The following is a 26,064-nucleotide window of genomic DNA, read 5'->3' on the forward strand; positions in this document are numbered from 1 at the left end:
CGCTGAGCACAGTCTCGACGCCGCCAGCGCAGACTCGGCACCCGCGGCGTCTGGTAACAACCCCCGACGAACTTACGGGCGAGACCACTAGTCGCCCGGCCCGGTCCGCTGAGCGCTCGGCAGCAGCAGGTCGCGCAGGTCCTCTTCGACCTCGGTGGCGGCGACGAAGAGCAACTCGTCGCCGCCTTCGAGCGGCTCGTCGGCCTCGGGCACGATCACGCGCGGACCGCGCAGGATGGTGACCAGGGCGGCGTCCCGCGGCAACTGCAGCTTGCGCACCGGCCTGCCGCCCCACACGGTGTCTTCGGGCAAGGTGATCTCGACCAGATTGGCCTGACCTCGGCGGAACTCCATGAGCCGCACCAGATCGCCGACGGCGACAGCCTCCTCGATCAACGACGCCAGCATGCGAGGTGTGGACACCGCGACGTCCACTCCCCAGGCGTCGGTGAACAGCCATTCGTTGCGCGGATCGTTGACGCGGGCCACGACGCGAGGGACCGCGAACTCGGTCTTGGCCAGGAGGCTGAGCACGACGTTGGCCTTGTCGTCGCCGGTCGCCGCGACCACCACGTCGAAAGCCTCGAGGTGCACCGACTCCAGCAGGCTCAGTTCGCAAGCGTCGCCCAGGCGCCAGTTCGCGGCCGGGATGGCGTCCACGTCGACGTGATCGGGATTGCGCTCGATCAGGGTCACTTCGTGGTCGTTGCCGATCAGCTCGCGGGTGACCGAGCGACCGACCGCGCCTGCCCCGGCGACAGCCACCTTCATCTGAGCCACCCCGGAGCCCCGGCCGCGCCGCGCCTCATTGACCCGCGCCTGACTCGAGGTCCTCACTGGGCGGCAGGGCGCCGATGGCCACCGCCTCGGCGGCGCGCCCGGAGATGGCGGCGATATAGATCTGATCGCCGGCCTGGATGACCGTTTTCGGTTCCGGCAGCACTCCCGCCCCGAAGCGAATCAGAAACGCCACGCGGGAACCGGTGGCCTGCTCGAGATCGGTCACCCGGTGGCCCATCCACTCCTCGTGCAGGACGACCTCAGCGACGGTGACCGTACCGGTGGGGTCGCGCCACTTCGTGATCTCGGTGTCGCGCAGCAGCGCGTTGAGCAGGCGATCGGTCGTCCACGGCACCGTGGCGATCGTGGGAATCCCGAGGCGTTCGTAGACCTCGGCCCGCTTGGCGTCGTAGATGCGGGCGACAACGCGCTGCACGCCGAACGTCTCCCGCGCCAGCCGAGCCGAGATGATGTTGGAGTTGTCGCCGGACGACACCGCGGCGAATGCCTCTGCCTGTTCGATGCCTGCCCGCAGCAGGACATCGCGGTCGAAACCCTGTCCGAGCACCCGCTCCCCGCCGAACTCCGGGCTGAGCCGGTTGAAGGCGGTGCTGTCGCGGTCGATGACCGCGACGTCGTGACCGATCCGGGACAGCCCGTCGGCCACCGACGAACCCACCCGGCCACACCCCATCACCACCACCCGCACCTGAGGTCCTCTCGGCTGGTCCTACTGGTGTTCACCTATCGGCAACCTTGTTCGGCCAGCCGATTTGGCTCATGAACATTCTCGCCTGCAGAACGCTACCGGCAGGCCTGGGTGGGCTTACTCTTGGCTCTCGTGTCCAAACTTTCCACCGCCGCTCGCCGGTTGCTGATCGGGCGACCATTTCGCAGCGACAGGCTGACTCACACACTTCTGCCCAAGCGCATCGCCCTGCCGGTATTCGCCTCCGACGCCCTGTCCTCGGTGGCTTACGCGCCGGAGGAAATCTTCCTGATGCTCTCGGTGGCCGGTGTGGCGGCCTACTCGCTGACGCCGTTGATCGGGTTGGCGGTGGTCGCGGTCATGCTGGTCGTGGTGGCGAGCTACCGGCAGAACGTGCATGCCTACCCTTCCGGCGGCGGAGACTTCGAGGTGGTCACCACCAACCTGGGTGACAACGCCGGCCTGACGGTGGCCAGTGCCCTGATGGTGGATTATGTTCTCACCGTTGCCGTTTCGACGGCTTCGGCGATGTCTAACATCGGCTCGGCCATCCCGGTCGTGGCGGAACACAAGGTGTGGTTCTGCGTGGCTGCCATCCTGCTGGTGATGGGGCTGAACCTGCGCGGGATCCGCGAGTCGGGGGTGGCGTTCGCCGTCCCGACTTACGCGTTCATCGTCGGGGTCGTCATCATGGTCGGCTGGGGACTGTTCAGGATCTACGTGCTGGGCGATCCTCTGCGTGCCGAATCCGCCGCTTTTCAGATGCACGCCGAGAACGGACCGGTCCTCGGCTTCGCGTTCGCCTTCCTGGTGGCGCGCTCGTTCTCCTCGGGCTGTGCGGCGCTGACCGGTGTCGAGGCGATCAGCAATGGAGTGCCGGCGTTTCAGAAGCCCAAGTCGCGCAACGCGGCGACGACCTTGCTGATGCTGGGTGGGATCGCGGTCACGCTGCTGATGGGCATCATCGTGTTGGCCCAGAAGATCGGGGTTCAGCTCGTCGACGATCCCGCGACCCAGCTGACGGGCACCCCGCCGGATTACTACCAGAAGACCCTCGTCACACAGCTGGCGGAGACGGTGTTCGGCAGCTTCCACATCGGGTTCCTGCTGATCGCCACGGTGACCGCGCTGATTCTGGTGCTGGCAGCCAACACCGCGTTCAACGGGTTCCCGGTGCTCGGTTCCGTGCTGGCGCAACACAGCTACCTGCCGCGCCAATTGCACACGCGCGGAGACCGGTTGGCGTACTCCAACGGCATCCTCTTCTTGTCGGCGGCCGCACTGCTGGCGATCCTCGCGTTCCGGGCTGAGGTCACCGCACTGATCCAGTTGTACATCGTGGGGGTGTTCATCTCGTTCACGCTCAGCCAGATCGGCATGGTCCGGCACTGGACCCGGCTGCTGCGTGCCGAGACCGACCCGCGTGTGCGGCGCACGATGATGCGCTCGCGGGTGGTCAACACCGTCGGGCTGCTGTCCACGGGCACGGTCCTGTTCATCGTGTTGATCACGAAGTTCCTCGCCGGGGCATGGATCGCGATCGTCGCCATGAGCGCACTGTTCGCGGTGATGAAACTGATCCGTAAGCACTACAACACCGTCAACCGGGAATTGGCGCAGGCGGCGGAACAGGAGAAGGACATCGTCCTGCCCAGCCGCAACCACGCCGTGGTGCTGGTGTCGAAGCTGCACCTGCCGACGCGGCGGGCCATGGCCTACGCCCGGGCAACCCGGCCCGACGTGTTGGAGGCCGTGACGGTCAGCGTCGACGAGGCGGAAACGCGGGAGCTGGTGCACCAGTGGGAGGAAAGCGACATCAGCGTGCCGCTCAAGGTCATCGCCTCCCCGTATCGCGAGATCACCCGTCCGGTGCTGGATTACGTCAAGCGCGCCAGCAACGAGTCGCCGCGCACCGTGGTGACGGTGTTCATCCCCGAATACGTGGTGGGCCACTGGTGGGAGCAGGTGCTGCACAACCAGAGCGCGCTTCGCCTCAAGGGTCGATTGTTGTTCATGCCCGGAGTGATGGTGACCTCGGTTCCCTGGCAACTGACGTCGTCGGAGCGTCTGCAGGCGCTGCAGCCGCAATCCGCGCCCGGCGATGCCCGCCGCGGAATCTTCGATTGAGCACGACACCGCGGCCCGAACCGTCTCGAGCGGGGACACCGGTGCCGTCGTCGGCCCGGGCCGAGCTGACGGTGGTCACCAGCGCCCCCGCCAACGGCGGCAGCTGCGTGGCGCACCACGAGGGCAGGGTGGTGTTCGTCCGGTATGCGCTGCCCGGCGAGCGGGTGCGGGTACGGGTCACCACGGAGCGCGGATCGTATTGGCACGCCGAGGTTGTCGAGGTGATCGAGCCGTCAGAGGATCGCACCGACTCGCTGTGCCCGATCGCCGGGGTGGGCGGCGCAGGGTGTTGCGATCTGGCGTTCGCCGCCCCGGAGGCGGCCCGGGTGCTCAAGGCCCGGGTCGTGGCCAACCAGTTGCAACGGCTCGGCGGTTTCGACTGGGGCGGCGCGGACGCGGGGGCCGAGCAGCTGTCGGCGTCGGACCCGACCGGGTGGCGTACCCGGGTCCGGCTGGCGGTGGGCCCGGACCGCCGCCCCGGTTTTCACCGCTACCACAGCGACACCTTGGTGACCGACCTGCGCTGCGCGCAGTTGTCCGAGGGGATGCTGGACGGGCTGGCCGAGAGCCTGTCCGCGAACCTCTCCAGAGCCGACCTGCCGCCGGCTGCACAGCTGCACGTGGCCGTCGACGACGACGGTGCCCGCCACGTGGTGCGCACGGTGCGGCAGGCAGGCCGGACCGCCACCAAGGTGGTGGAGGGCGGCTACGAGGCGGTGCAGCGGGTGGGCAGTCGCAGTTGGCGGGTGCCCGTGACGGCTTTCTGGCAGTCTCACCGCGACGCGGCGCGGGTCTACACGACCCTGATCGCCGAGTGGGCGCAGCCGGGTGCGGGCACGGTGGCCTGGGACCTTTACGGCGGTGCGGGTGTTTTCGCCGCCGCGCTGGCCGACGCGGTGGGGCGGTCCGGGCGGGTGTTGACGGTCGACACGTCGCGCGCGTCGACCCGCGCGGCCCGGGCGGCGCTGGCCGACCTGCCGCAGGTGGATGTCGTCACCGATTCGGTGCGGCGCGCGCTCGCGTCGCAGCGCTCCGGGGCCGACGTGGCCGTGCTGGATCCGCCGCGGGCCGGGGCCGGGCGCGAGGTCATCGACATCCTGGCTGCCGCCGAGGTTCCGCGGGTGGTGCATATCGGTTGTGAGGCAGCGTCTTTCGCGCGTGATATCGGCCTGTACCGCGGGCAGGGGTACCTCGTGGAGAAGATCAAGGTGTTCGACGCGTTCCCGCTCACCCATCACACCGAATGCGTGGCACTGCTGACTCGCGCGTCAAGGCGCCACTAGAGCCGACGAGAGACCGGCACGCGCAACGGCTCTGCGGGTGAGGCCTGTCCAGAGCGGCTACACTCCATCGCGGTGTGCCGGGAAGTCTGGTCGGCGACGTCTTTGTCGAACGACTGAAAGGCCCAGGTGTTCACCATCCCAGGACGGTGCGCGGCCGTCGAGCCGGGTCGATTGCCCAAGCGGTGCTGCCCGAGCCATGTCCGATTTCCGCCATCGTGAACGAGACCCTGCGTTTCGCGCTGATGGTCCTGTTCGCCAGCGCCGTCGGCTTGGTTGCGGTGCTGGCGAACCGGCTGACCGAGCGGGTCAAAATTCCGGTGCCACTGCTCATGCTGGTCGGAACGGCGGTGGCGGTGCACATCGTGCCCGCGTTGGCGCCTCCGTCGGAGGGGGTCGTCGAGCGGGTCATCACCGTCGCGTTGGTGCTGGTGTTGTTCGACGGCGGAATGCACATCGGTCCCGCCCGATTCCGGGCCGCATTTGCTCCCGTCCTGTCGGTCGGCGTCCTGGGTACTGCCCTCACCGCCGCCGGCGCCGCGCTGATGCTGCACTACGCGTGCGGAGTCGGCTGGTTCCCCGCGTTGCTCGTCGCGACCGCGGTGGCGCCCACCGATCCGGCCGTGGTCTTCTCCGTCCTGGGCAAACGCGAGATCAGGGGGCGCAGTAGCACCATCCTGGAGGGCGAATCCGGTGCCAACGATCCGGTAGGCATCGCGTTGATGACGAGTCTGATCGCGGCCGGTGGCCTCAGCGCGGCCGGGTTCGCCGGCGTGGGGGCTCAATTCGTCCTGCAAATGGCGATCGGCCTGGCCGTGGGGGTTCTCGGCGGCCGCGCGCTGCTTGCCTTCATGCGCCGCGTGGCACTGCCCAGTGAAGGTCTGTACCCGTTACGGACGCTGGCATCCAGCCTGATGCTGTACGGGATCGCCACGCTTGCGCACGGCTCGGGATTTCTGGCCGTGTTCGTCGCCGGCATCGTGATCGGCGGCGCCCGCGCGCCCTACAAGCCCGAGATCAAGCGCTTCCACGCCGCCCTGGCAGGTCTCGCCGAAATCGTCGCGTTCGTCGTGCTGGGGCTGACCGTCGACCTCAACGTTCTCACCCATCCCGACGTGTGGATCCCCGGGCTCGCTCTCGGAGTGGCTCTGACGGTGCTGATTCGTCCGCTGGCGGTGAGCTTCTGCCTGGCGGGTGTGGAACTTGCGCGAAACGAACGCGTCTTCATCCTGTTCGCCGGCCTCAAAGGGGCGGTGCCGATCCTGCTCGGCGAGTTTCTGCGCGCCGCGCACGTCCCTGACGCGGAACGCCTGTACGGCATCGTGATCGTCGTCGTGATCTTCTCGGTTCTGGTGCAAGGCAGCTCGGTGCCCGGCGTTGCAACCCTGTTGCAGCTGCCGATGCGCACGGTCGAGACCCAGCCGTGGGAGATAGGTGTCCGGCTCGCGGACGAACCGGAGGGGGTCCATCGCTTCAGCGTCGCCAAGGGCTCTGCCGCCGAGGGGTGCACCGTCGAGGGGCTCAGCGACCGGGTCGGTGACATCTGGGTGAGCATCGTGGTCCGCACCACCGGCCTGGTGCCGGTGCGGGGCGACACCCAACTTCAGGCCGGCGACGAGGTCGTGATGCTGGCAGATCCCGAACTTCACGGGATGCTGGCCGACCTCTTCGGCCCCCCTTAGGCCGGCTACCTCTCGCCGCTTCTCTGCTGTTGGCGCGGTCGCTGCGTAGACTGACCGGATGCTGGAACAGATCCGCGGGCCCGCCGATCTGCAGCACCTTTCCCAACAGCAGCTACGCGATCTTGCCGCCGAGATTCGCGAGTTCCTGATCCACAAGGTCGCTGCTACCGGGGGACACCTGGGACCCAACCTGGGCGTCGTCGAACTGACGTTGGCGCTGCACCGCGTCTTCGATTCGCCCCACGACCCGATCATCTTCGACACCGGTCATCAGGCCTACGTCCACAAGATGCTGACGGGGCGCCGCGATGGCTTCGGGACCCTGCGTAAAAGGGGCGGGTTGTCGGGGTATCCGTCGCGCGCGGAGAGTGAGCACGACTGGGTGGAGTCCAGCCACGCCAGCGCGGCACTGTCGTATGCCGACGGGTTGGCCAAGGCGTTCGAGCTGAGCGGTCACCGCAACCGCCACGTGGTCGTAGTGGTCGGCGACGGCGCGCTGACCGGCGGCATGTGCTGGGAGGCGCTGAACAACATCGCCGCATCCCGCCGCCCGGTGATCATCGTCGTCAACGACAACGGTCGCAGCTATGCGCCGACCATCGGCGGCGTCGCCGACCATCTGGCCATGCTGCGCCTGCAGCCCGCCTACGAGCAGGCGCTGGAGAAGGGGCGCGACGCGTTGCGGGCGATGCCGCTCGTCGGCAAGGTCGCCTACCGGTTCATGCACAGCGTGAAAGCGGGCATCAAGGATTCGCTGTCCCCGCAGCTGCTGTTCACCGACCTGGGGCTCAAATACGTGGGCCCTGTCGACGGCCATGACGAACGTGCGGTGGAGGTCGCGCTGCGCCATGCCCGTGATTTCGGGCGCCCGGTGATCGTGCACGCGGTCACTCGCAAGGGGATGGGCTACGCGCCGGCCGAGGACGACGAAGCCGAGCAGATGCATTCCTGCGGGGTGATCGATCCGGTCACCGGCCGGGCCACCAAGGTTGCGGGCCCCGGGTGGACGGCGACCTTCTCCGACGCGCTGATCGCCCTCGGAAGGCAGCGTCGCGACATCGTGGCCATCACCGCGGCGATGCCCGGCCCCACCGGACTGACGCCGTTCGGTCAGCAGTTCCCGGACCGCTTGTACGACGTCGGCATCGCCGAGCAACACGCGATGACGTCGGCGGCCGGTCTGGCCATGGGCGGGATGCATCCGGTGGTGGCCATCTACTCGACGTTCCTGAACCGGGCGTTCGACCAGATCATGATGGATGTGGCGCTGCACAAGCTGCCAGTCACCATGGTCCTCGACCGGGCCGGGATCACCGGTTCGGACGGCCCCAGCCACAACGGCATGTGGGACATGTCGGTCTTGGGTATCGTGCCGGGCATGCGGGTGGCCGCTCCGCGTGACGCGACGCGCCTGCGCGAGGAACTCGGCGAGGCGCTGGACGTCCACGACGGGCCGACCGCCATCCGCTTTCCCAAAGGGGATGTGGGCGAAGATATCCCAGCCCTCGAACGCCACGGGTCGGGTGTCTCGGCCGTCGATGTGCTTGCAGTGCCGGCCGGCGGGGTCAACCATGACGTCCTGCTGGTGGGAGTCGGGGCGTTCGCCGCGATGGCGATCGCCGTGGCCGGGCGGCTGCACAACCAGGGGATCGGCGTGACCGTGATCGATCCGCGTTGGGTGCTGCCGGTGTCCGACGGTGTCCTGCAACTGGCGGGCCGGCACAAGCTGGTGGTCACGCTCGAGGACAACGGGGTCAACGGCGGCGTGGGTGCGGCGGTGTCCGCTGCGCTGCGCCGACGGGAGATCGACGTGGCGTGCCGCGACGTCGGGCTACCGCAGGAATTCTTCGAGCACGCCTCGCGCGGTGAGCTCTTGGCCGACCTGGGGCTGACCGATCAGGATGTGGCCCGGCGGATCACCGGTTGGGTCGCAGCCCTGGGCAGCGGGGTCACCGAAGCGGAGATCCGCGAGCACCTGGACTAGTCCGGCTCTTCGGCGCCGCGGTCGGTGTCGGCCTGCTGCACCGCACGCGCAAGCACGGCGACCACCAGCTCGCGCTGCCAGGTTCGCGCCTGCCCGTCGCGCAGGAACTCGTCGACGTCCGCGTCGGCCGTCCCCGCGCGGGGGGCCTCCCAGTCCCAGCACAGCCGTCGCACCAGGTCGGGCGAGACGAGGTTCTCGGTCGGGACGCCCACCCGCCGTGACACCTCCGCCAGCGCGGCCCGGGCCGCCTCCAGCCGTGCTGCCGCCTCGGGTTTGCGCCTGCTCCACCGCGACGCGGGTGGCGGCCCGTTCGGCGGCTCGGCGTCCGGCGGCGGATGCCGGTTCTCGCGAGCCGCCTGCAGCGCCGCCAACCACACCGCGGCGCTGCGCCGTTGGTTGCGCCCGCCGAAGACCGGCAGCGCGACGAGTTCCTCGACGCTCGTCGGGTTGGCGACCGCGGCGTCGATGATGGCCGAATCCGGCAGGACCCGGTGCGGCGCGACATCGCGGCGCGCCGCGATGCGGTCGCGGGCCGACCACAGCTCGCGTACCGCGGCCAGGGCCCGCCGGTCACGCACCCGGTGGATGCCCGATGTCCGTCGCCACCGGTCCCGCCGGGTGGCCGGGGCCACGTCCATCAGTCCAGCATTGCGCAGGTGATCGAATTCCTGTGTGGCCCAATCGGATTTGCCTTGCTCGGCCAGAACCTGCGAGATCGCCTCGCGTAGTTCGATGAGTAGTTCGACGTCCAGGGCCGCGTAGTTGAGCCACTCGGCGGGCAGTGGTCGTTTGGACCAGTCGGCCGCGCCGTGACCCTTGGCCAGCCCGAAACCCAGCAGCCGCTGGACCATGGCGGCCAGATTCACCCGTTCGAAGCCGGCCAGCCGCCCGGCCAGCTCGGTGTCGTAGAGCTTGGGGGGTCGCATGCCGACCTCGGCCAGGCACGGCAGGTCCTGGTCGGCTGAGTGCAGGATCCATTCGTCGGTGCCGAGCACCTCGACCACCGGCTGCAGCGCCTGCAGCGGGTCGGCACCATGGCTGACCGGGTCGATGAGCACGGTCCCGGCGCCGGTCCGCCGAATCTGGATCAGATAGGCCCGGTTCGAGTAGCGAAAACCCGAAGCACGCTCGGTGTCCACCGCGAACGGCCCGTGGCCGCGGCCCAGCAGTTCGGCGGCCGCCCCGATCTCGCGGACACTGACCGACAGGGCGGGCAGCCCGGCTGCCGGGTGCAGCAGGGGAGTGGGTTCGGGTTCAGTGCCCTCGGGCGCGCCGCTGCCGGATCCTGCGGCCGACGCGCTACCGGGCCTGGAGGCCGACGGTTCGCGCATGTCAGGCGCGTGACCGCGAGCTCAGGTCGATGACCCCGGACGGCGGCAGGCCCGCGGCGTGCTCGAGTACTTCGCAGAACGCTTCGACGTGGACACCCAGGTCGGGGGTGGCCGCGGTCCACGACGCCCGCAGCTCGAGCTGGTTGGCGCGCGGCGGACCGGAGATGTCGCCGTAGCGCACGGAGGTGGTGGCGGTGACGGTGCCGCCCAGTGCGGTGACGTGCTGCAGGCGCGACTCGAGCGCGTCGTTCAGCCAGCTCCACGCCACCTCCGGGAGCAGGGGGTCCACGGCCTCGCTGGCATCAAGGTCGGCCTGGATGTAGGCGACCAGGCGCAGCGTGCCGTCCCAGGCGTCGGCGCCGTCGGGGTCGTACAGCAGGATCAGCCTGCCGAACGCGTCCCCCTCGGAGCGCTCCGGGACGATCTCGAGGTCGGGGTGTTTGACCTCGGCGCCCAGCGCGTAGCTGTAGGGCGCCAACCGCTGCGGCGGCCGGATGGGGCCCAGTTCGATCTCCGGTCGCACGCCGGCTGCGTTCATCGCCGCGACCGCCTCGCGGAATGGGGCCGGTTCAGCTGAGCTCACTGGCGCCACTCCTCCTCGTCGCTGCCGCCCTGCGTCGTCGTCGGCACTTCTGACGGTAGACCCCAGGCCCGACACGCCGCGACAGGCACGCCGAGGCGCGCGCCGTCGCGACCGAGCCGTGATGTTGGCCCGCCGGTCGCGTGGGGAGAGGCGTCGGAGGTGGTATCGGCCCTGCTCAGGCGGTGGTGCCGGTGAAGTTCGCCGGACGTTTCTCGCGGTGCGCGGCCAGGCCTTCGGCCACGTCGGGACCGCTGAAACTGAGGAATTCGAGCCCGACCGACGTCTCGAAGGTCGGGCCGAACATGCGGTACCAGTGGTTGAGGCTGTGCTTGGTGAAGCGGATCGCGGTCTGGGCGCCCTGCGCCAGGTTCTCGGCGATGCGGGTGGCCGTGGCCAGCACGTCGTCGTCGTCGACGCACTTCGAGACCAGCCCGATGCGTTCGGCCTCCTCGCCGAGCAGCGTCTCGCAGGTGAGCAGGTAGTACTTGGCCTTGGCCATGCCGACCAGCAGCGGCCAGCAGATCGCGGCGTGGTCACCCGCGGCCACCCCCAGCTTGGTGTGCCCGTCGATCAGCTTGGCGGTGCGGCCCGCCACCGAGATGTCGGACAGCAGCGCCACCACCAGGCCCGCGCCGACGGCCGGCCCCCGGATCGCCGAGATCACCGGCTTGTCGCAGTTGATCATGTTGAACACCAGGTCGCGGGCCTCGCGCAGGATGCGCATCCGGCCCTCGTATTCGCCCATGGTCTCGGCGATCAGATCGAAGCTGCCGCCCGAGGAGAACGCCCTGCCCTCGCCGTGCACCAGAACCACTCGCACGTCGGGGTCGCGGTCGATCACCGGCCAGATGTCGGCGAGGTCGCGGTGCATCTGTGGCCCGACCGAGTTCAGCCCGGGCGCGTCGAGCACCATCCTCAGCACGCCGTTCTCGCCGTGTTCGCAACGCAGGCTGGGGAATTCGTCGTAGTTGACCGGCGGAAGACTGACAGGCATCCGGGCTCCTGAACATTGATCGACTCGTGCTGAGCGGTTGCGGTTCTTGATGCTACGCAACGGTCGTCCGCGGCCCCAGCGAGCACCACACGGGCGGTTTGCGCGTTGATGTCGCCCGGAAGACCGCTGCGCACACCGCGGTGCCCGGTCGTGGCAGCATTGAGGCCGATGAACACGCGTCGCGACCTACCCGAGTCGCCCTATCTGGCCGCCGTGACCGGCTGCACAACAAGTCGGGCTCCGGTGTGGTTCATGCGGCAGGCCGGGCGTTCGCTGCCCGAATACCGCGCGTTGCGCGCCAACCACAACATGCTGGCCGCCTGCTTCGACGCCGAGTTGGTGTGCGAGATCACCCTGCAGCCGGTTCGCCGTCACGGCGTCGACGCGGCGATCCTGTTCTCCGACATCGTGGTGCCGCTGCTCGGCGCCGGTATCGACCTGGACATCGTCGCGGGTGTGGGGCCGGTCATTGCCGCGCCGGTGCGCACCATCGCCGACGTCGACGAGCTCAAACCGCTTGACCCGCAACGCATCCAGCCGGTCTCCGACGCGGTGGGGTTGCTGGTGGCCGCACTCGGGGAGGTCCCGCTGATCGGGTTCGCCGGTGCGCCGTTCACCCTGGCGTCCTACCTGATCGAGGGCGGCCCGAGCCGCCACCACGCCCGCACCAAGGCGATGATGCTGGCCGAAACCGAGACCTGGCACGCGCTGCTGGGCAAGTTGGCCGACATCACCGTCGGTTTTCTGCGGGCCCAACTCGATGCCGGGGTGGACGCGATCCAGGTGTTCGATTCGTGGGCTGGGGCCCTGTCGCTGGCCGACTACCGCGCCTACGTGCAGCCGCACAGCGCGCGGGTGTTCGCCGAACTGGCCGGCTACGGCGTGCCGATGACCCACTTCGGGGTCGGCACGGCCGAGCTGCTGGGCGCGATGTCGGACTGCGGCGCCACGGTGGTGGGTGTGGACTGGCGCACCTCGCTGGCCGCTGCCGCCTCCCGCGTCGGCCCCGGGACGGCGCTGCAGGGCAACCTGGACCCGGTGGTCCTGCTGGCCGGCTGGCCGGCGGTGGAGCGCGCCGCACGCGCAGTGGTCGACGACGGACGCCGCGCCGTCGACGCGGGCGCGGCCGGCCACGTCTTCAATCTCGGCCACGGGGTGCTGCCGGGAACCGATCCGGGCGTGCTGACCGAGTTGGTGTCTCTGGTTCACTCGCTATGAGATTTCGCTCGTATTGCGTTGTCGGGGGAGGAATTTCGGGTTTGACGGCGGCCTATCGGCTGCGCGCCGCCGATGCGGACGCCGACATCACGCTGTTCGAGCCCGGTGACCGGCTCGGCGGGATATTGCGCAGCGAACGCGTCGGGGGTCAGTCGATGGACGTCGGCGCCGAGGCGTTCGTGCTGCGCCGGCCCGAGATGCCCGCGCTGTTGGCCGAACTCGGCCTGTCCGGGCGCCAGCTGGCAACCACTGGCGCACGGCCGTTGATCTACAGCGGGCAGAGGTTGCATCCGCTGCCGGCTGGCACCGTCGTCGGGATCCCGTCGTCGGCGGCGTCGATGGCCGGACTGGTCGATGAAGCCACCGTCGCGCGCATCGAGTCCGAGCCCGTCCGCCCGCTGGACTGGCGTCCCGGCGCCGACCCGGCGGTCGCCGACCTGGTGGGCGACCGCTTCGGCGATCAGGTGGTGGCCCGCTCGGTGGATCCGCTGCTCAGCGGGGTGTACGCGGGTTCGGCGGCGACGATCGGCCTGCGCGCGGCAGCCCCCGGCGTGGCGGCGGCCCTCGACCGCGGCGCCGCCTGCCTGACCGACGCGGTCCGGCAGGCGTTGCCGCCGGCCACCGGCGTGCCGGTGTTCGGGGCGATCGACGGCGGCTATCAGGTGCTCGTCGACGAGCTGGTCCGGCGCAGCGGGCTGCGCTGGGTCCGCGCTGCGGTGCGCCGGCTCGACCGTGCCGGGCCCGGCTGGGACCTGCGCGACGAAGCAGGTGCACGTTGGCACGCCGACGCGGTCGTGCTTGCGGTTCCGCCGGTGCGGGCGGCACAACTGGTGGCCGGCGTCGCTCCGCGCACCGCCGCGGCCGCCGCCCGGATCACGAGTGCGTCGTCGGCCGTGCTGGCGCTCGCGGTGCCCGGAGACACGCCGTTTCCGCAGTGCTCCGGGGTGCTGGTGGCCAGCGGGGAGCGGTTGCGGGCCAAGGCGGTGACATTGTCTACCCGAAAATGGGGGCGCAAGGGGGGCGCTCGCGGGGACATCCAGCTGCTGCGTCTGTCGTTCGGGCGCTTCGGCGACGGGCTGGCCGAGTCCGCATCCGACGAGGAGCTGCTGGATTGGGCGGTGGGCGACCTGTCCACTGTGTTCGGGCTGACCGTCGAGCCGGTCGACGCCCGCGTGCAGCGCTGGCTTGCCGCTATGCCGCAGTACGGGCCCGGCCACGCCGACCTGGTCGCCGAGGTCCGCTCGGGGCTACCGCCGGGGCTCGCCGTGGCGGGCAGCTACCTGGACGGCATCGGCGTGCCGGCGTGCGTCGGCTCGGCGGGTCGCGCGGTGCAGGCTCTCGACGCGGAAGTGGCACGATAGGTCCCATGGCCAAGCTCGACTACGACGCGCTGAATGCGATGGTGCGCTACCTGATGTTCTCGGTGTTTTCCGTACGACCGGGCGCGCTCGGTGAGGACTCGAGGCACGAAGTCGTCAACGATGCGGCGACGTTTCTGAAGGTGCAGGAGGAGCGCGGCGTCGTGGTGCGCGGCCTCTACGACGTAGCCGGCCTGCGGGCCGACGCCGACTTCATGATCTGGACCCACGCCGAGACCGTCGAGGCGCTGCAGGCCACGTACGCCGACTTCCGGCGCACCACCACACTGGGCCGGGCCTGCACGCCGGTGTGGAGCAGCGTGGCGCTGCATCGCCCGGCCGAGTTCAACAAGAGTCACATCCCGGCGTTTCTGGCCGGCGAGGAGCCCGGCGCCTACATCTGCGTGTATCCGTTCGTGCGGTCCTACGAGTGGTATCTGCTGCCCGACGAGGAGCGTCGCCGGATGCTCTCCGAGCACGGTATGGCCGCGCGGGAGTACAAGGATGTCCGCGCGAACACGGTGCCGGCGTTCGCGCTCGGGGACTACGAGTGGATCCTGGCGTTCGAAGCCCCCGAACTGCACCGCATCGTCGACCTGATGCGGGAGCTGCGCGCCACCGACGCCCGCCGGCACACCCGCGTGGAGACGCCGTTCTTCACGGGGCCGCGCGTGGCGGTCGATCAGTTGGTGAACGCCCTGCCCTGACGTGCACGCCTGACGTGCACGTGGGAGGCGTGCACGCCGAACGTGCACCCGGGAGGGGTGACGGCTGCTCCGTGTGCTCGGCGGCGAGTTCATCGACCGTTGCCCCGTCGACGAGCCGGTCCAGCGCGGCGATCATCGTGGCGCATTGGCGAGCGGGATGGTCGGTCGGGCAGTTCATCGCGTGGGTAAGGAACTTTTGCGCTGCTCGCGCATGTGCGATCACGTCGTCAAGTTCGGCGATCTGCGCGCGAACAGTCTGCCGCCACTGCGGGCCCGGAGCGTCGAGGACAGCCGCCGCAGTCTCGAGGGGGAGTCCGAGCTGGTGGGCGATCTTGACGAACGCCAGCCGACGCAGCTCCTCCGGTCCGTACATGCGCCGCCCGGCTCGCCTGACCGGCGGACACACCAGTCCGCGTTCGTCGTAGTACCGCAGCGCCGACGTACTGAGCCCCAGCTGACCCGCCGCCTGGCCGATCGGAATCAGATCCATCCCGTCATTTGACTTCAACCTCACCTGAACCTGCAAGCTGTCTGGAAGACCACATCGCAGAAGGACAGCCATGGACATCTCGCCGGCCACCCCGGCCAACCATCACGCCGATCATCCTGGTTTTGCCGGGCCAAAGGGATTTTTCGCCGCGCTCACCATGCTGGTTGCGGGCCGTGCTCGCGCCCGGTTCGTGGCCGACCTGGCGTCGTTGTCGAGTTCCGACCAGGTTGTGGACATTGGTTGTGGCCCAGGCGATTCCGTCAGAGAAGCTGCCCGTCGCGGTGCAAGCGTCGTCGGCGTCGATCCCGCGAGGCTGATGCTCGGAATGGCCCGGCGTGTGACCCGCGACCGACCAGGTATCAGCTGGCTGCAGGGCAGCGCGGAAAACCTGCCGCTGCCGGACCGTTCTGCGACGGTTGTGTGGTCGGTTGCGACTGTGCACCACTGGGCGGATGTCGGCGCGGGACTCGCCGAGGTCCGACGAGTGCTGTCCCCGGGCGGGCGATTCTTCGCGATCGAGCGCCGCGTTCGCCCGGGTGCTACGGGGCTGGCCAGTCACGGATGGACTGACCAACAGGCCGGGTCGTTCGCCGCGTGTTGTCGTACGGCAGGATTCGACGATGTTCACACTGAAAAACTCAACCGTGGTCGACGTGCCGTCCAGGTGGTGAAAGCGATTCGCCGCTGAGAGTCGCGCCGCGATCAGTGTCGACATATCAGCGATGTCGCCCAGCGGAAAATGTCGCCCAGTGGAAAATGTCGCCCAGTGGAAAATGTCGCCCGGCGGAAATGAGGAGACGCATGAACCAACCAGCTTCGGCCGACCCCACCCGGTTCGAGGAGATGTACCGCGACGAGCGGCTGTCGAATGGGCTACCGGCGGCCACACCGTGGGACATCGGCGGCCCGCAGCCGGTGGTCCAGCGGCTCGTCGCCCTGGGCGCGGTCAAGGGCGAGGTGCTGGACCCCGGCACCGGGCCGGGTCACCATGCCATCTACTACGCGGCCAAGGGCTACACGGCTACCGGTATCGACGGCTCGGCGGCTGCCCTGGAGCGGGCCCGGGAGAACGCGCGCAATGCCGGGGTGTCGGTGAACTTCGAACTGGCCGACGCCACGCGGCTGGACGGGCTGAAGGGCCGCTTCGACACCGTCGTGGACTGCGCCTTCTACCACACGTTCAGTACCGATCCCGCGCTGCAGAAGTCCTACGTGCAGGCGTTGCACCGCGCCACCAGGCCGGGCGCGCGGCTGTACATGTTCGAGTTCGGCGCACATGACGTCAACGGCTTCACCATGATGCGATCGCTGTCCGAGGACGACTTTCGTGGCGTGCTGCCCTCGGGCGGCTGGGAGATCACCTACCTGGGCCCGACCACCTACCTGGTCAACATGAGCGTCGAGACCATCGAGATGATGGCCGCGCGCAACCCCGACATGGCCGAGCAGGCCCGGGCCCTGCTCGAGCGGTTCCGGGCGATGGAACCGTGGCTGGTCGGGGGCAGAGTGCACGCCCCGTTCTGGGAGGTTCACGCCACCCGCGTGGACTAGGGCCGCCGGGGCCGCCGCGTCCGCCGCGTCCGCCGCGACACATAAACGTCTGCGAGGACACGCCGAAAAGCGTCGCGGCGGTTGATGTCTGGCGGATCCTGGCCGGGTGCGGTGACGTCTTTCATCATGTGGACGAGGCATTCAGGGGCAGCGAGGCTGTGCGGCAGGGCAGGCTGAGCCCGTATCAGCTGCGCACCGGGTTTCGGGCGATCCATCCCGACGTTTTCGTTGCCACGAGTGCCGCGCCGTCGCTGCGGACGCGCTCGACGGCGGCATGGCTGTGGTCGCGCCGCCGCGGCGTCCTGGCCGGCCTTGCCGCGGCGGCATTGCACGGATCGGACTGGATCGACGAAGACGAGCCCGTCGAGCTGATATGGCGCAACCAGCACGCTCCGGTCGGCGTGGTCACCCGTAATCACCGGGTCGGGCCGGATGAGGTGATTCGGGTCGCGGGTCTACCGGTGACCACTCTCGCCCGGACGGCATTCGATTTGGGTAGGCGATTGCCCATCGGCGAGGCCGTGGCGCGGCTCGATGCCCTGATGCGCGCGAACCCGTTTCGCGTCGAGGAGGTGTTGTCGCTGTGCGAGCGATACCGGGGCGCGCGGGGTCTGCGGCGGTTACGCTCGGCGCTTCCGCTCGTCGATGCGGGTGCCGCCTCGCCGAAAGAAACGTGGCTGCGGCTCTTGCTGAGCGATGCCGGATTGCCCGCTCCGGAGACACAGATACCGGTGAGCGAGAACTGGCGAACGGTTGGCCTGCTGGATATGGGTTGGGAGAAATACAAAGTGGCCGCCGAGTATGACGGTGACCAGCACCGCACCGATCGACGCCAGTACGCCCGAGACCAGTGGCGGATACGCAAGCTGGAAGCGCTTGGCTGGATCGTCATTCGGGTGATCGCCGAAGACAAGCCGGAGGATGTCGTGCGACGGGTGCGCGACGCCCTCACCCGGCGGCGGTACTGCGAAACATAAGCGGTTGCGATGCGCTTCGGCGTGTCGTCGCAACTGGTTATGTGTCGCGGGCGCGATCGGGCGCTAACCGCCCGTCGGGACCAGGCGCAGCGAGATGGAGTTGATGCAGTAGCGCTGGTCGGTGGGCGTCGGGTAGCCCTCACCGGTGAACACGTGACCCAGATGGCTGTGGCAGTTGGCGCACAGCACCTCCGTGCGCGTCATCCCCAGCGAGGTGTCCGAACGCAAGATCACCGCATCGGAGCTCGACGGGTCGAAGAATGACGGCCAGCCGCAGTGCGACGCGAATTTCTCCGTGCTGCGGAACAATTCGGCACCGCAGGCCCGGCATTCGTAGATACCCTCGGTGGTGGTGTCGGTGTATTCGCCCGTGAACGGCCGCTCGGTGCCCGCTCGGCGAAGCACCTCGAACTCCGCAGGGTTGAGTTTTTGACGCCACTCCGCGTCGCTCAGTTGCACCTTCGGGTTCATGCCTCCACGCTAGCGCCGTCGCGCTCGGCCGTCAGCCATGCCGGGTCGATCCCGTCGTCCAGCCGGTTCTCGGCCTTGGCGTCCAGATAACGGAAGTACAGCACGGTGAACGCCACGATCAGCAGCAGCGACCAGCCGTAAGTGATCTTGAGGTAGTGCAGCGCACGTCCGTACCTCATCCATTTGTAGATCAGCCAGTCGTCCAGTGTCATGAAGCCGTAGATGCCCAGCCAGGCCGGCCAGTTGCGGATCAGCGAGTTGGGCAGCACCACGGTCATCAGGAACGGGAACAGCATCATCGAGTAGTAGCCCTGGGCCAGCGACAGCACCAGCCACGACCACAGCAGCAGCACCCCCGTCGAGCTCGCGAGCCACAACAGCGGGTCGCGGGTGCGGTAGTAGCGGCACAGCAGCCACAGTGCGCCGATCGCCAGCAGGGTGAACAGGACCCGCATGAACACGCTCAGCCACGTGGGCAGGCCGAAGTACACGCCGTTGCCCTCGATTGAGCTGTTGAAGTAGTCCCGGGTGCCCAGGATGTAGGGCATCGTGCGGGTGACGAAGTCCATCGGGTCGCTCACCAACGGCCAGGCGGCGACGTTGATGACAATCGGAATGACGAAGGCCGGCACCAGCGCCCGCCACTGCCGATTCAGCAGCGGCAACAACAGTAGCGGCCCGAGCAGCGGCTTGAGTGTCAGAGTCAGGCCGATCGCGGCGCCGGCCCACCATTGACGATTGACTTTTCCTGGTTGGGAGCCGTCCAGCAGCCACCGCAAGAACAGCACCTCAGCGAGCAGGACGCAGCCGTTGATGTTGGTGAACACCAGCGTGCTGGTCACCGTCTCGGTGCAGAACATGGCCAGCAGCAGGGCGGGTGCGGCCACCGAGGACAACGTGAACTTGAACATCCGCAACAGCAAATACCAGGCGATCAGGATCGCAATCGTGTTGATCAGGATGAACAGATAGCGCGACGGCGTGAGGGGCAGATATCCGAACGGCGCCATCAGAAGCGTGCCGCCAGGCGGGTAAAGGTAGTGCGGGTCGACGTAGTCGAAGTGCTCGTTGTAGATGTCCCAGCCGTGCCGGAAGTTCAGTACCGCCCGGTACACCGGCTTGAAGTCGTCGGTGATGTTGCCGTTGAGGGAAAGCGGGATACTGCGGTGCAGCACCGACAGGATGGCCACCGGCCACAATGCCGACCGCAGTATCGTCGCGGCGCCGGGTGGGCCGGTGCGGGGACGAAAAGCGGTCAGTATCCGATCACCCACTCCGGTTCTGGTCGAGTCAGCTGCCGTCACGAGCGAACCGTACACCGGGGCGAAGCGGGCCGGGGCAAGCGACTCAGGCAGGACAGTACACGTCGGTTCCCGGCAGCTTGCCGTCGTTGAGGTAGCCGATGAGCGGCGCCACCGCGCACGACGAATAGATGCTCGCGCCGTGGCCGATGCCCTGCCACATCACCCGCTTGCTGGCGGCGTTGGCGTTGATGATGATGGCCGCCGTCGCGGCGACACCTCCGGTGCCGACGATCGGGTCTTTCTGTACGCCGGCCAGCAGCACGTCGACCTTCAGGTCTTTCGGTGGCGCCGGCGGCGAGATCGTGGGCCAGTGCACGCACTTGACCAAGTTGAGCGCGGCGACCGTGCCGAACTGCGGATAGAGCTTGCCCCACGCCACGACGAGTTCACGAACCCGGTCGGGGGTGGGGCGGTTGACGGCGTCGCTGCAGGAGTTGACGAACTGGCCGTCGCTGTCCTGGGTGGTGTCGGCGTGGTTGATCAGTGTGTTCAGCGGGTTGACGTCGCCGGACCGCGCGCTCGCCAGCGCGTCGGCCAGACTCGAGACGGTCTCGGTGTCCCCGCCGGACGGGTAGCCCAGGGCGACCGCGATGGCGTTGGCCACCTGCGCCAGCGAGGCGCCGCCGGGACCCCGGCCGGCGCGGGCGTCGGCCAGCAGCGCGCTGACGGCACCCTTCGGGTCGGGAGTCAGCGCGCAGTTGAGCGCTACGCACCGGTCGGCGAATGCGTCGAGCGCGGCCTGCTGGCCCTTGACCTGCTGCTCGGCGACCCCCTCGGCACCGGCCCCCAAGGCGATCGGGGAGTCCAGGATCAGCCGGGCGACCTTGTCCGGCCGCGACGACGCGTAGGTGAGCGCCACCTGGGCGCCGTTGCCGACTCCCACGAGCGCGACCGCGGGCACGTCCCACAGGGTGCGCAGCCGCTCGAGGTCCGAGGCGGCGTGCACGTCGTCGTAGGCGGAGGCGCCCGGGGCGATGGCGTCGGTGCAGTTGGTGGTGGCGGTATTGGAGATTTCGGACAGGTTGGCGACGGGGTCGTCGCCGCTCTGGAACTGCGCCTGGTTGCGCATTGCTTCACGGTCGGCCTGGTCGCGGCAGTCGATCGGGGTGGACATGCCCATGCCGCGCCGGTCGACGGCCACGATCGGGTGGGTTTTCAGGACGTCGGCACCCGCCCGCGACAGCCAGACCGGCAGCTGCGCCGAGGACGGCAGGTCGGTGCCGGTGGTGAAAACCAGGGGACCCGCGTCGCGCGGGGTGCGATCCGATCGGGCGCGGACCGCCCCGATGGTCAGCGTTCCCGACCCGCCGTTGATGGGGTCCAGATCGGTGTCGTAGGTGGCGCAGTCCAGCCGGACACCGGCGGGGGTGGGCAGAGCCGCGTCGGTGAACACCTGCGACGTGCAGTCGCGCCAGGAGAGGTCGTTCTTGGGTGCGGCGATCGGCGGCGGTCCGCTGGGCGGCGGCTTGGTCGGGGCCGCTCCTTGGGGCCCGGCGCCGGAATTGGTCGCAAAGCGCGGGTCGGCGGGCAGGCCCGGGACGCAGCCGGCCAGCACCGTGCTCACCGCGAGCAGGGCCGCAACGGACGTGAGGGGCCGACGCATGACGACCACCCTAGCCAGGTTCGCACATAGCGGGGGTACAGGTAGCCGGCAGCGCCGGTCGGGGCGACGCCGTGACGGCGCTATTTTTGACCGGCGGGCACGCCCTCGGCCGCCGGGAAGCCGCGCTGCGGCTGGCGGCGCCGACCGTCAGGATCAGCGAGTCCGGCGAATCATGACGTAGTCGTCCTCTCGGCGGGCACCCACCTGAAACGTCCGGGATCCGGCCACCCGGAAGCCACTCTTGGCGTAAAAGCGCTGTGCGCGTTCGTTGTTCTGGTTTACTCCCAGCCACACGCAGCGGGCGCCCCAGCGTTCGGCGGTGTCCAGCGCTCGTGTCATCAGCGCTGCAGCCGCCCCGGTCCCGTGATACTCGGCCAGCACGTACATCTTCGACAGCTCGGCGGCCGGACGGATGTCGACGGCCTGCTGTACGCCGGCATCATCGCTCACGCCGCGAACGAGCATGGCGTAGCCGATGATCCGGTCATCCTGGCGTGCGGTGAGCACCGCCCGCCGCGGATCGGCCAGGTACGTGGCGAATCGCCCGGCGGACAGGTTCGCGCCGATGAACGCGGCGACGCTGTCGGGCGGCACGGACGGGGGGCATGCCAACGAAAAGGTCCGCGCGGCGACGGCAGCCAGTTCGCCGACGGACTCCGCCGCCGCCGGGGACACGACTGGGGTCAGAGATTCCATTGCGCGAGATGGTAACCCGTCTTCTTGTCGAGCAGGACGACCGTGGAAACCGGGTCGCGGTAGGCGTCCCAATACACCTCGCCGCGCACGATCGCCCCGTTGGGAGCGTTGACCAGAACGTTGTCCAGCGCGTCGGGCGCGTCGGAGGTGCGCGGCACGTAGGCGTCGGCGTTCGGGGTCACTCCGTCGAAGGCGAAGTCGGTCGCCAGGATGAACGGGTTGGGCACCCGGATCGCGTGCACGGTCACGTCGGCGCGCTCGACCGTACTGCCCGGGAAGCCCTTGTAGGTGCCACTGCGCGTGTAGCCGAATCCCGGCGGCGGGTCGCAGGGGCCGACGCTGCTGACGGTGACGTCGGCGACATAGCTGCCGTTGTCCACCCGCAGGGTGTCGCCGAGGTGGCCGATCGGGGCGTCGCCGGCCAGGGCGCGCGGTGCGGCAACGCCGGCGCCAGCGGCGCCCGCAGCGGCGAGGAACACGGTCGACAAGACGATCAGCCAGCTGCGCATCATGGCATGGTCCCATACCCGTGCTGCGCTGAGGATAGGTCGATCCAGCCGGATCAACCGTCTTGGGCTGGGCCGCCGGCGAGCGCTTCCAGGGCGTCGATGAGGTCGGCCTCGACGCGGTCTTTGTCGGCGCCGCAGCGGTGCAGGGGGCCGTCCGCGCCTTCGAGTTCGAGCAGCGCCAGCAGCAGGTGCTCGGTGCCGATGTAGGTGTGGCCGAGCCGCAGCGCCTCGCGGAAGGTCAGCTCGAGGGCCTTGCGGGCGGGGCCGCTGAACGGGATCAGCTCCGGCGACGTGGCTTGCACGGGGTCGTCCGACGGTGCCGGGGTCATGGCCGCGCGCAACGTGTCGGTGTCGACGTGCTGGCGGTGCAGCAGCATCGTCGCGAGCGCGTCCGGATCACCGAGCAGGCCGGCGAGCAGGTGGCCGGGGGTGATCTCGGTGGCGCCTGCGCCGTGGGCGTCGTTCTGCGCGGCGACGACGGCGCTGCGGGCCCGCGGCGTGAAGCGCCCGAAGCCTTGTCGGGGGTCTAGTGTCGCGGCCTCGGGGCGCGGGACGAACCGCTTCTGCGCGGCCTGTTTGGTGACGCCCATGCTCTTGCCGATGTCAGTCCAGGAGGCTCCACAGCGGCGGGCCCGGTCGACGAAATGCCCGATCAAGTGGTCGGCCACCTCGCTGAGGTGCTCCGCGGCCATGACCGCGTCGACGAGCTGATCCAGCACGTCGGGATGCGCCCGTTCGATGGTGGTGATCAGGCCGTCGAGACGGACGTTGGAGGTCGACGGGGTGCCGCTCATGCGTCAACGTTAGGTTGACGCATGAGCGGTTGTCAACCTTTTGTTGACGGCTTGTGGCCGCTTTGAGACGATTGCCGCGGTATGAGATTTTCCGCGGCGCTGGTCGGCTTTGGCGTCATGCTCGGCATGGCGGTGCCCGCGCACGCCGACGGCGCCGATGACCAATTCCTCGCGACGCTGCAGGCGGCCGGCCTGACCTATGCGGATCCGGGCCGGGCGATCGCGGCCGGGAAGGAGGTCTGCACCATGGCCGGCCGCGGCACGCAGTTGGCCGACATCGTCAGAAGTGTCCAGAAACTCAATCCCAAGCTCGCGGCCGACAACGCCGCGCGGTTCACTGCGATCGCGGCCGACGTCTACTGCCCGGACGCGCTGAGCACCGGGCCCGCGCCCCCGAACGGGGACTAGCGTGCGCGCCGCCTGTGATCGCCTTTTCACATTCCCGATCCCCGCCGGTGGCTTCGGAAAGTTCACCTGCCGTTTCGCTGCGGACAACCTCGGTCCGCCACGGTGTGCGCGAGAATGACGGGTCATGAAATTTCTCCTGCCGCTCACGTGTGTAGCCGCCGCGATCGGCATTGCAGCACCGGCACACGCCGACGTCAACAACGACCAGGACTTCCTGACCCAGCTGCGCAACGCCGACATCACCTACCAGGACCCCGACCTGGCCATCGGCGCGGCCAAATCGGTGTGTTCCCTGCTCGACGACGGGAAGTCGGCAGCCGAGATCGTGACAGAGCTGCGCAACCGCAACCCGGAGTTCCAGGGCGCCGGCGCCGCGAAGTTCACCACCCTGTCGGCCGCCCACTACTGCCCGAAATACCTCACCGGCAGCGGGGGTCCGAAACCGGCGGACGAGGCCGGTAATCCGATCGCCCCGGGCGCCGTCGGCAACTGACAGGCCAGTGCCGCGGCGTCAGGTCGCGTGGGCCTCGATGATGCTGAACCGCGACGCGGTTTCCACCACTCGGGTCATCTCGAAACCGGCGTCCTCGAGCAGGCGGCGGTACTCCTCGGCCGTGCGTTCCCGTCCGTTGTTGATCACCAGCATCTCCATATCGACCATTTTGACGAAGGGTGCGCTGTTGTCGTCGGGGACGACCGCCTCGACCAGCAGGAGCGTCGCCCCGGCGCCGGCCGCCGATCGCACGTTGCGCAGGATCTGCACGCACGGGCCGTCGTCCCAGTCATGGATGATGTGCTTGAGGACGTAGGCGTCGCCGGCGGCCGGGACGCCGTCGAAAAATGAGCCTTCCTCAAGCCGAACCCGCTCTGCCACACCGAGTTCCCGCAGCAGCGGCGTCGCCCCGGCGACGACATCGGGCAGGTCGTAGAGCACGCCCTGCGCCTCGGGTGCCGAATCCAGGATCGCGGCCAGCAGGCGGCCGTGCCCGCCGGCGACGTCGACGACGGTGCGGAAGGCCGAGAAGTCGTAGGCCTGCACGACGGGTCCGATCGCCGCACTGGACAAGCTCGTCATCGCATCGTTGAAGATCTGCCCGAATTCGACGTCTTCGCCCATGTATTCGAAGAAGCTTTTGCCGCGCAGCTTTGTGACCACCGAGGCGCCGGTACTGATCGCCTCAGTCAGCAGGCTCCAGTGCTCACGGTGCCGCCGCGAGCCGACGAAGCGCGCCATCGCGGCCATCGACACGGGGGCATCGGAACGCAACAGGTCGGCCAGCGGGGTCAGCGCGTAGCGGCCATCGGCGCGCAGGGCGAAGATGTCCCGGCTCGTCAGCGCCCGCAGCAGCCGGCGCAGCGCATCGGGGTTGGCGCCGACCTTGCCGGCCAGTTCGCCGAGGGGCAGCGGCCCGGACGCCAGCGCGTCGGCCACCCCCAGATCGGCGGCCGTGGCGATCGCCTGGGAGGTCCAGGCGCCCAGGATCAGTTCGTTCATCACCTCCGGCAACGGAGGCTGCTGCGGGTCGGATGACGGTGTATCGGAAGTCGTCACGGGTGCCCTCGAATCGGTGGCCACTGAACTCCACGCAGTCTTTCACGGATGACCGCGGCGGTGCCCGGCGCGGTCCCGTATCGGCGCACCGGCCGCCGGCGCCAGGTTGCGTCTGCGGCCGGGAGCGCGACCGGAGCCGGTCAGCGTTGACAGCGACTCGGCGAGCTGGTGGGGCACCCGGTGTACGCGCAGCTGGCCGCCGGTCACGTCGAGATCATCCTCCATACCTCAGACGATCTGAGCGTTTCCCCCAACGGCTGCGCGGGGCCGGCTCGATGTGCCCAACGTCGCGGATGCTCTCACATCGTGGGCCTCCCCGTTCCCGGTGTCCGACGAGTGGATGGATACGACACCGGACTGCTACGCACACGCCCTCACGTCCCCGTGTCGACCCTCGACGACCGGCCGCGTGCGGGGTACCAAACGCTGTGATTCTGGCCCAGGAATTGTCAGCAGCCCGGACCGCCGAACTGCTCGCAGTTGCCCGGTTCGGCGTACGCGGCCCCGGGTTTGAACTCGTCGAACCCCCCGGCTAGGCGGCCAAAACCGGTGCGCCAGCGGCGATCACTTGTTTCATCGGTGCCTCCGTATCGGGATCGGCGTCGTCGGCCAGCGGTAAATGACATGCCGCGGAGAAATCGCCGCAGGGTCGATCCGGTCGACACACCTGGCGGGTCGATACCCGCGCAGCGCCCGATCGGCCGACCTCCGGTGAAACTGGACGGTATCGCTTACCGATCGGGCCTCGCGCGTCGACTCCCAGAGCAGTACGCGCACCGCGCGCTGCCGGGTGGCAACGTCGGGTGTAGCGGGGGCGTCATTTGCGTTCCCGTCGGGGGTCGCCGCCACCAGCCGCGTCACTATCGCACGTTTATTGCATGCAGACGGGGAAGGCCCGGCAAAAACCGGGCCTGAACTGCGGAAATACTGGTGCGCGATACTGGGATTGAACCAGT

26 protein-coding genes are annotated in these 26,064 nt (G+C 68.9%); 12 read left to right on the forward strand and 14 right to left on the reverse strand.

Going from position 1 to position 26,064, the window contains the following annotated elements:
- Positions 1–87: 87 nt before the first annotated feature.
- Both ACOJVU_RS08515 and ACOJVU_RS08520 read right to left on the reverse strand, forming a co-directional pair.
- On the reverse strand, positions 88–771 hold the full coding sequence (locus ACOJVU_RS08515; RefSeq protein ID WP_421529374.1) for a potassium channel family protein: 684 nt from the start codon (positions 769–771) through the stop codon (positions 88–90).
- Between the two features lie 34 nt (positions 772–805).
- Entirely contained in the window at positions 806–1,489 is a 684-nt protein-coding gene (locus ACOJVU_RS08520; RefSeq protein ID WP_421529375.1) for a potassium channel family protein, read from the reverse strand.
- Between the two features lie 132 nt (positions 1,490–1,621).
- Between ACOJVU_RS08520 and ACOJVU_RS08525 the strand changes: the two genes are divergently transcribed.
- The 4 genes from ACOJVU_RS08525 (at position 1,622) to dxs (ending at position 8,562) form a co-directional block, all read left to right on the forward strand.
- The gene (locus ACOJVU_RS08525) at positions 1,622–3,616 is read left to right on the forward strand and encodes an APC family permease (protein WP_421529376.1); all 1,995 of its coding nucleotides are present in this window, start codon (positions 1,622–1,624) and stop codon (positions 3,614–3,616) included.
- Positions 3,617–3,657: 41 nt separating this feature from the next.
- The gene (locus tag ACOJVU_RS08530; protein WP_421529398.1) at positions 3,658–4,899 is read left to right on the forward strand and encodes a class I SAM-dependent RNA methyltransferase; all 1,242 of its coding nucleotides are present in this window, start codon (positions 3,658–3,660) and stop codon (positions 4,897–4,899) included.
- Positions 4,900–5,114: 215 nt separating this feature from the next.
- Positions 5,115–6,578: a cation:proton antiporter gene (locus tag ACOJVU_RS08535; protein ID WP_421529377.1), complete on the forward strand. Its 1,464-nt coding sequence runs from the start codon at positions 5,115–5,117 to the stop codon at positions 6,576–6,578.
- Between the two features lie 58 nt (positions 6,579–6,636).
- Positions 6,637–8,562, forward strand: a complete 1,926-nt coding sequence (dxs, locus tag ACOJVU_RS08540; RefSeq protein ID WP_421529378.1) for a 1-deoxy-D-xylulose-5-phosphate synthase — start codon at positions 6,637–6,639, stop codon at positions 8,560–8,562.
- Here dxs and ACOJVU_RS08545 read toward each other — a convergent pair.
- The 3 genes from ACOJVU_RS08545 to ACOJVU_RS08555 form a co-directional block, all read right to left on the reverse strand.
- Positions 8,559–9,893 (reverse strand): HRDC domain-containing protein, encoded by a 1,335-nt coding sequence (locus ACOJVU_RS08545; protein ID WP_421529379.1) that lies wholly within the window; start codon positions 9,891–9,893, stop codon positions 8,559–8,561. The two genes, dxs and ACOJVU_RS08545, sit on opposite strands and share 4 nt — an antisense overlap.
- A 1-nt stretch (position 9,894) precedes the next feature.
- Positions 9,895–10,476 (reverse strand): DUF3000 domain-containing protein, encoded by a 582-nt coding sequence (locus ACOJVU_RS08550; protein ID WP_421529380.1) that lies wholly within the window; start codon positions 10,474–10,476, stop codon positions 9,895–9,897.
- Between the two features lie 175 nt (positions 10,477–10,651).
- Positions 10,652–11,470, reverse strand: a complete 819-nt coding sequence (locus ACOJVU_RS08555) for an enoyl-CoA hydratase/isomerase family protein (RefSeq protein ID WP_421529381.1) — start codon at positions 11,468–11,470, stop codon at positions 10,652–10,654.
- A 168-nt stretch (positions 11,471–11,638) separates the two neighbouring features.
- Between ACOJVU_RS08555 and hemE the strand changes: the two genes are divergently transcribed.
- The 3 genes from hemE to hemQ are packed head-to-tail and all read left to right on the forward strand — an operon-like array spanning position 11,639 to position 14,753.
- On the forward strand, positions 11,639–12,688 hold the full coding sequence (gene hemE / locus ACOJVU_RS08560; protein WP_421529382.1) for a uroporphyrinogen decarboxylase: 1,050 nt from the start codon (positions 11,639–11,641) through the stop codon (positions 12,686–12,688).
- Positions 12,685–14,049, forward strand: coding sequence for a protoporphyrinogen oxidase (locus ACOJVU_RS08565; protein ID WP_421529383.1), 1,365 nt, complete (start codon positions 12,685–12,687; stop codon positions 14,047–14,049). The genes hemE and ACOJVU_RS08565 overlap by 4 nt, the downstream gene beginning before the upstream one ends.
- Before the next feature lie 5 nt (positions 14,050–14,054).
- Positions 14,055–14,753: a hydrogen peroxide-dependent heme synthase gene (gene hemQ / locus ACOJVU_RS08570; RefSeq protein ID WP_421529384.1), complete on the forward strand. Its 699-nt coding sequence runs from the start codon at positions 14,055–14,057 to the stop codon at positions 14,751–14,753.
- Here hemQ and ACOJVU_RS08575 read toward each other — a convergent pair.
- Complete coding sequence (locus ACOJVU_RS08575; protein ID WP_421529385.1) at positions 14,704–15,321, reverse strand: MerR family transcriptional regulator; 618 nt, start codon at positions 15,319–15,321, stop codon at positions 14,704–14,706. The two genes, hemQ and ACOJVU_RS08575, sit on opposite strands and share 50 nt — an antisense overlap.
- Between ACOJVU_RS08575 and ACOJVU_RS08580 the strand changes: the two genes are divergently transcribed.
- From ACOJVU_RS08580 to ACOJVU_RS08590, 3 genes are all read left to right on the forward strand, one after another.
- On the forward strand, positions 15,314–15,931 hold the full coding sequence (locus ACOJVU_RS08580) for a class I SAM-dependent methyltransferase (protein ID WP_421529386.1): 618 nt from the start codon (positions 15,314–15,316) through the stop codon (positions 15,929–15,931). The two genes, ACOJVU_RS08575 and ACOJVU_RS08580, sit on opposite strands and share 8 nt — an antisense overlap.
- A 113-nt stretch (positions 15,932–16,044) precedes the next feature.
- Complete coding sequence (locus ACOJVU_RS08585; protein ID WP_421529387.1) at positions 16,045–16,794, forward strand: class I SAM-dependent methyltransferase; 750 nt, start codon at positions 16,045–16,047, stop codon at positions 16,792–16,794.
- A 128-nt stretch (positions 16,795–16,922) separates the two neighbouring features.
- Entirely contained in the window at positions 16,923–17,771 is an 849-nt protein-coding gene (locus ACOJVU_RS08590) for an endonuclease domain-containing protein (protein ID WP_421529388.1), read from the forward strand.
- 63 nt (positions 17,772–17,834) lie between these two features.
- On the opposite strand, the gene msrB is transcribed toward ACOJVU_RS08590, so the two are convergent.
- The 6 genes from msrB to ACOJVU_RS08620 form a co-directional block, all read right to left on the reverse strand.
- Positions 17,835–18,242: a peptide-methionine (R)-S-oxide reductase MsrB gene (gene msrB, locus ACOJVU_RS08595; protein WP_421529389.1), complete on the reverse strand. Its 408-nt coding sequence runs from the start codon at positions 18,240–18,242 to the stop codon at positions 17,835–17,837.
- On the reverse strand, positions 18,239–19,561 hold the full coding sequence (aftC, locus tag ACOJVU_RS08600; protein WP_421529390.1) for an arabinofuranan 3-O-arabinosyltransferase: 1,323 nt from the start codon (positions 19,559–19,561) through the stop codon (positions 18,239–18,241). Before aftC ends, msrB begins: the two co-directional genes overlap by 4 nt.
- Positions 19,562–19,589: 28 nt before the next feature.
- Entirely contained in the window at positions 19,590–21,167 is a 1,578-nt protein-coding gene (locus ACOJVU_RS08605; RefSeq protein WP_421529399.1) for an alpha/beta fold hydrolase, read from the reverse strand.
- A 135-nt stretch (positions 21,168–21,302) separates the two neighbouring features.
- Complete coding sequence (locus ACOJVU_RS08610) at positions 21,303–21,845, reverse strand: GNAT family N-acetyltransferase (RefSeq protein ID WP_421529391.1); 543 nt, start codon at positions 21,843–21,845, stop codon at positions 21,303–21,305.
- Positions 21,833–22,354, reverse strand: a complete 522-nt coding sequence (locus ACOJVU_RS08615; RefSeq protein ID WP_421529392.1) for a hypothetical protein — start codon at positions 22,352–22,354, stop codon at positions 21,833–21,835. The genes ACOJVU_RS08610 and ACOJVU_RS08615 overlap by 13 nt, the downstream gene beginning before the upstream one ends.
- A 53-nt stretch (positions 22,355–22,407) precedes the next feature.
- Complete coding sequence (locus ACOJVU_RS08620) at positions 22,408–23,148, reverse strand: Clp protease N-terminal domain-containing protein (RefSeq protein WP_421529393.1); 741 nt, start codon at positions 23,146–23,148, stop codon at positions 22,408–22,410.
- An 81-nt stretch (positions 23,149–23,229) separates the two neighbouring features.
- Between ACOJVU_RS08620 and ACOJVU_RS08625 the strand changes: the two genes are divergently transcribed.
- Together ACOJVU_RS08625 and ACOJVU_RS08630 are read left to right on the forward strand one after the other, a co-directional pair.
- Complete coding sequence (locus tag ACOJVU_RS08625) at positions 23,230–23,556, forward strand: DUF732 domain-containing protein (RefSeq protein WP_421529394.1); 327 nt, start codon at positions 23,230–23,232, stop codon at positions 23,554–23,556.
- A gap of 124 nt (positions 23,557–23,680) precedes the next feature.
- Positions 23,681–24,049, forward strand: coding sequence for a DUF732 domain-containing protein (locus ACOJVU_RS08630; protein ID WP_421529395.1), 369 nt, complete (start codon positions 23,681–23,683; stop codon positions 24,047–24,049).
- An 18-nt stretch (positions 24,050–24,067) separates the two neighbouring features.
- On the opposite strand, the gene ACOJVU_RS08635 is transcribed toward ACOJVU_RS08630, so the two are convergent.
- A complete protein-coding gene (locus tag ACOJVU_RS08635; protein WP_421529396.1) occupies positions 24,068–25,132 on the reverse strand; it encodes a methyltransferase in 1,065 nt (354 codons plus the stop codon).
- Between the two features lie 18 nt (positions 25,133–25,150).
- Positions 25,151–25,333 (reverse strand): hypothetical protein, encoded by a 183-nt coding sequence (locus ACOJVU_RS08640; RefSeq protein WP_421529397.1) that lies wholly within the window; start codon positions 25,331–25,333, stop codon positions 25,151–25,153.
- Positions 25,334–26,064: the final 731 nt, after the last annotated feature.

The organism is Mycobacterium sp. THU-M104 (genome assembly GCF_049197365.1).
Lineage (GTDB): Bacteria > Actinomycetota > Actinomycetes > Mycobacteriales > Mycobacteriaceae > Mycobacterium.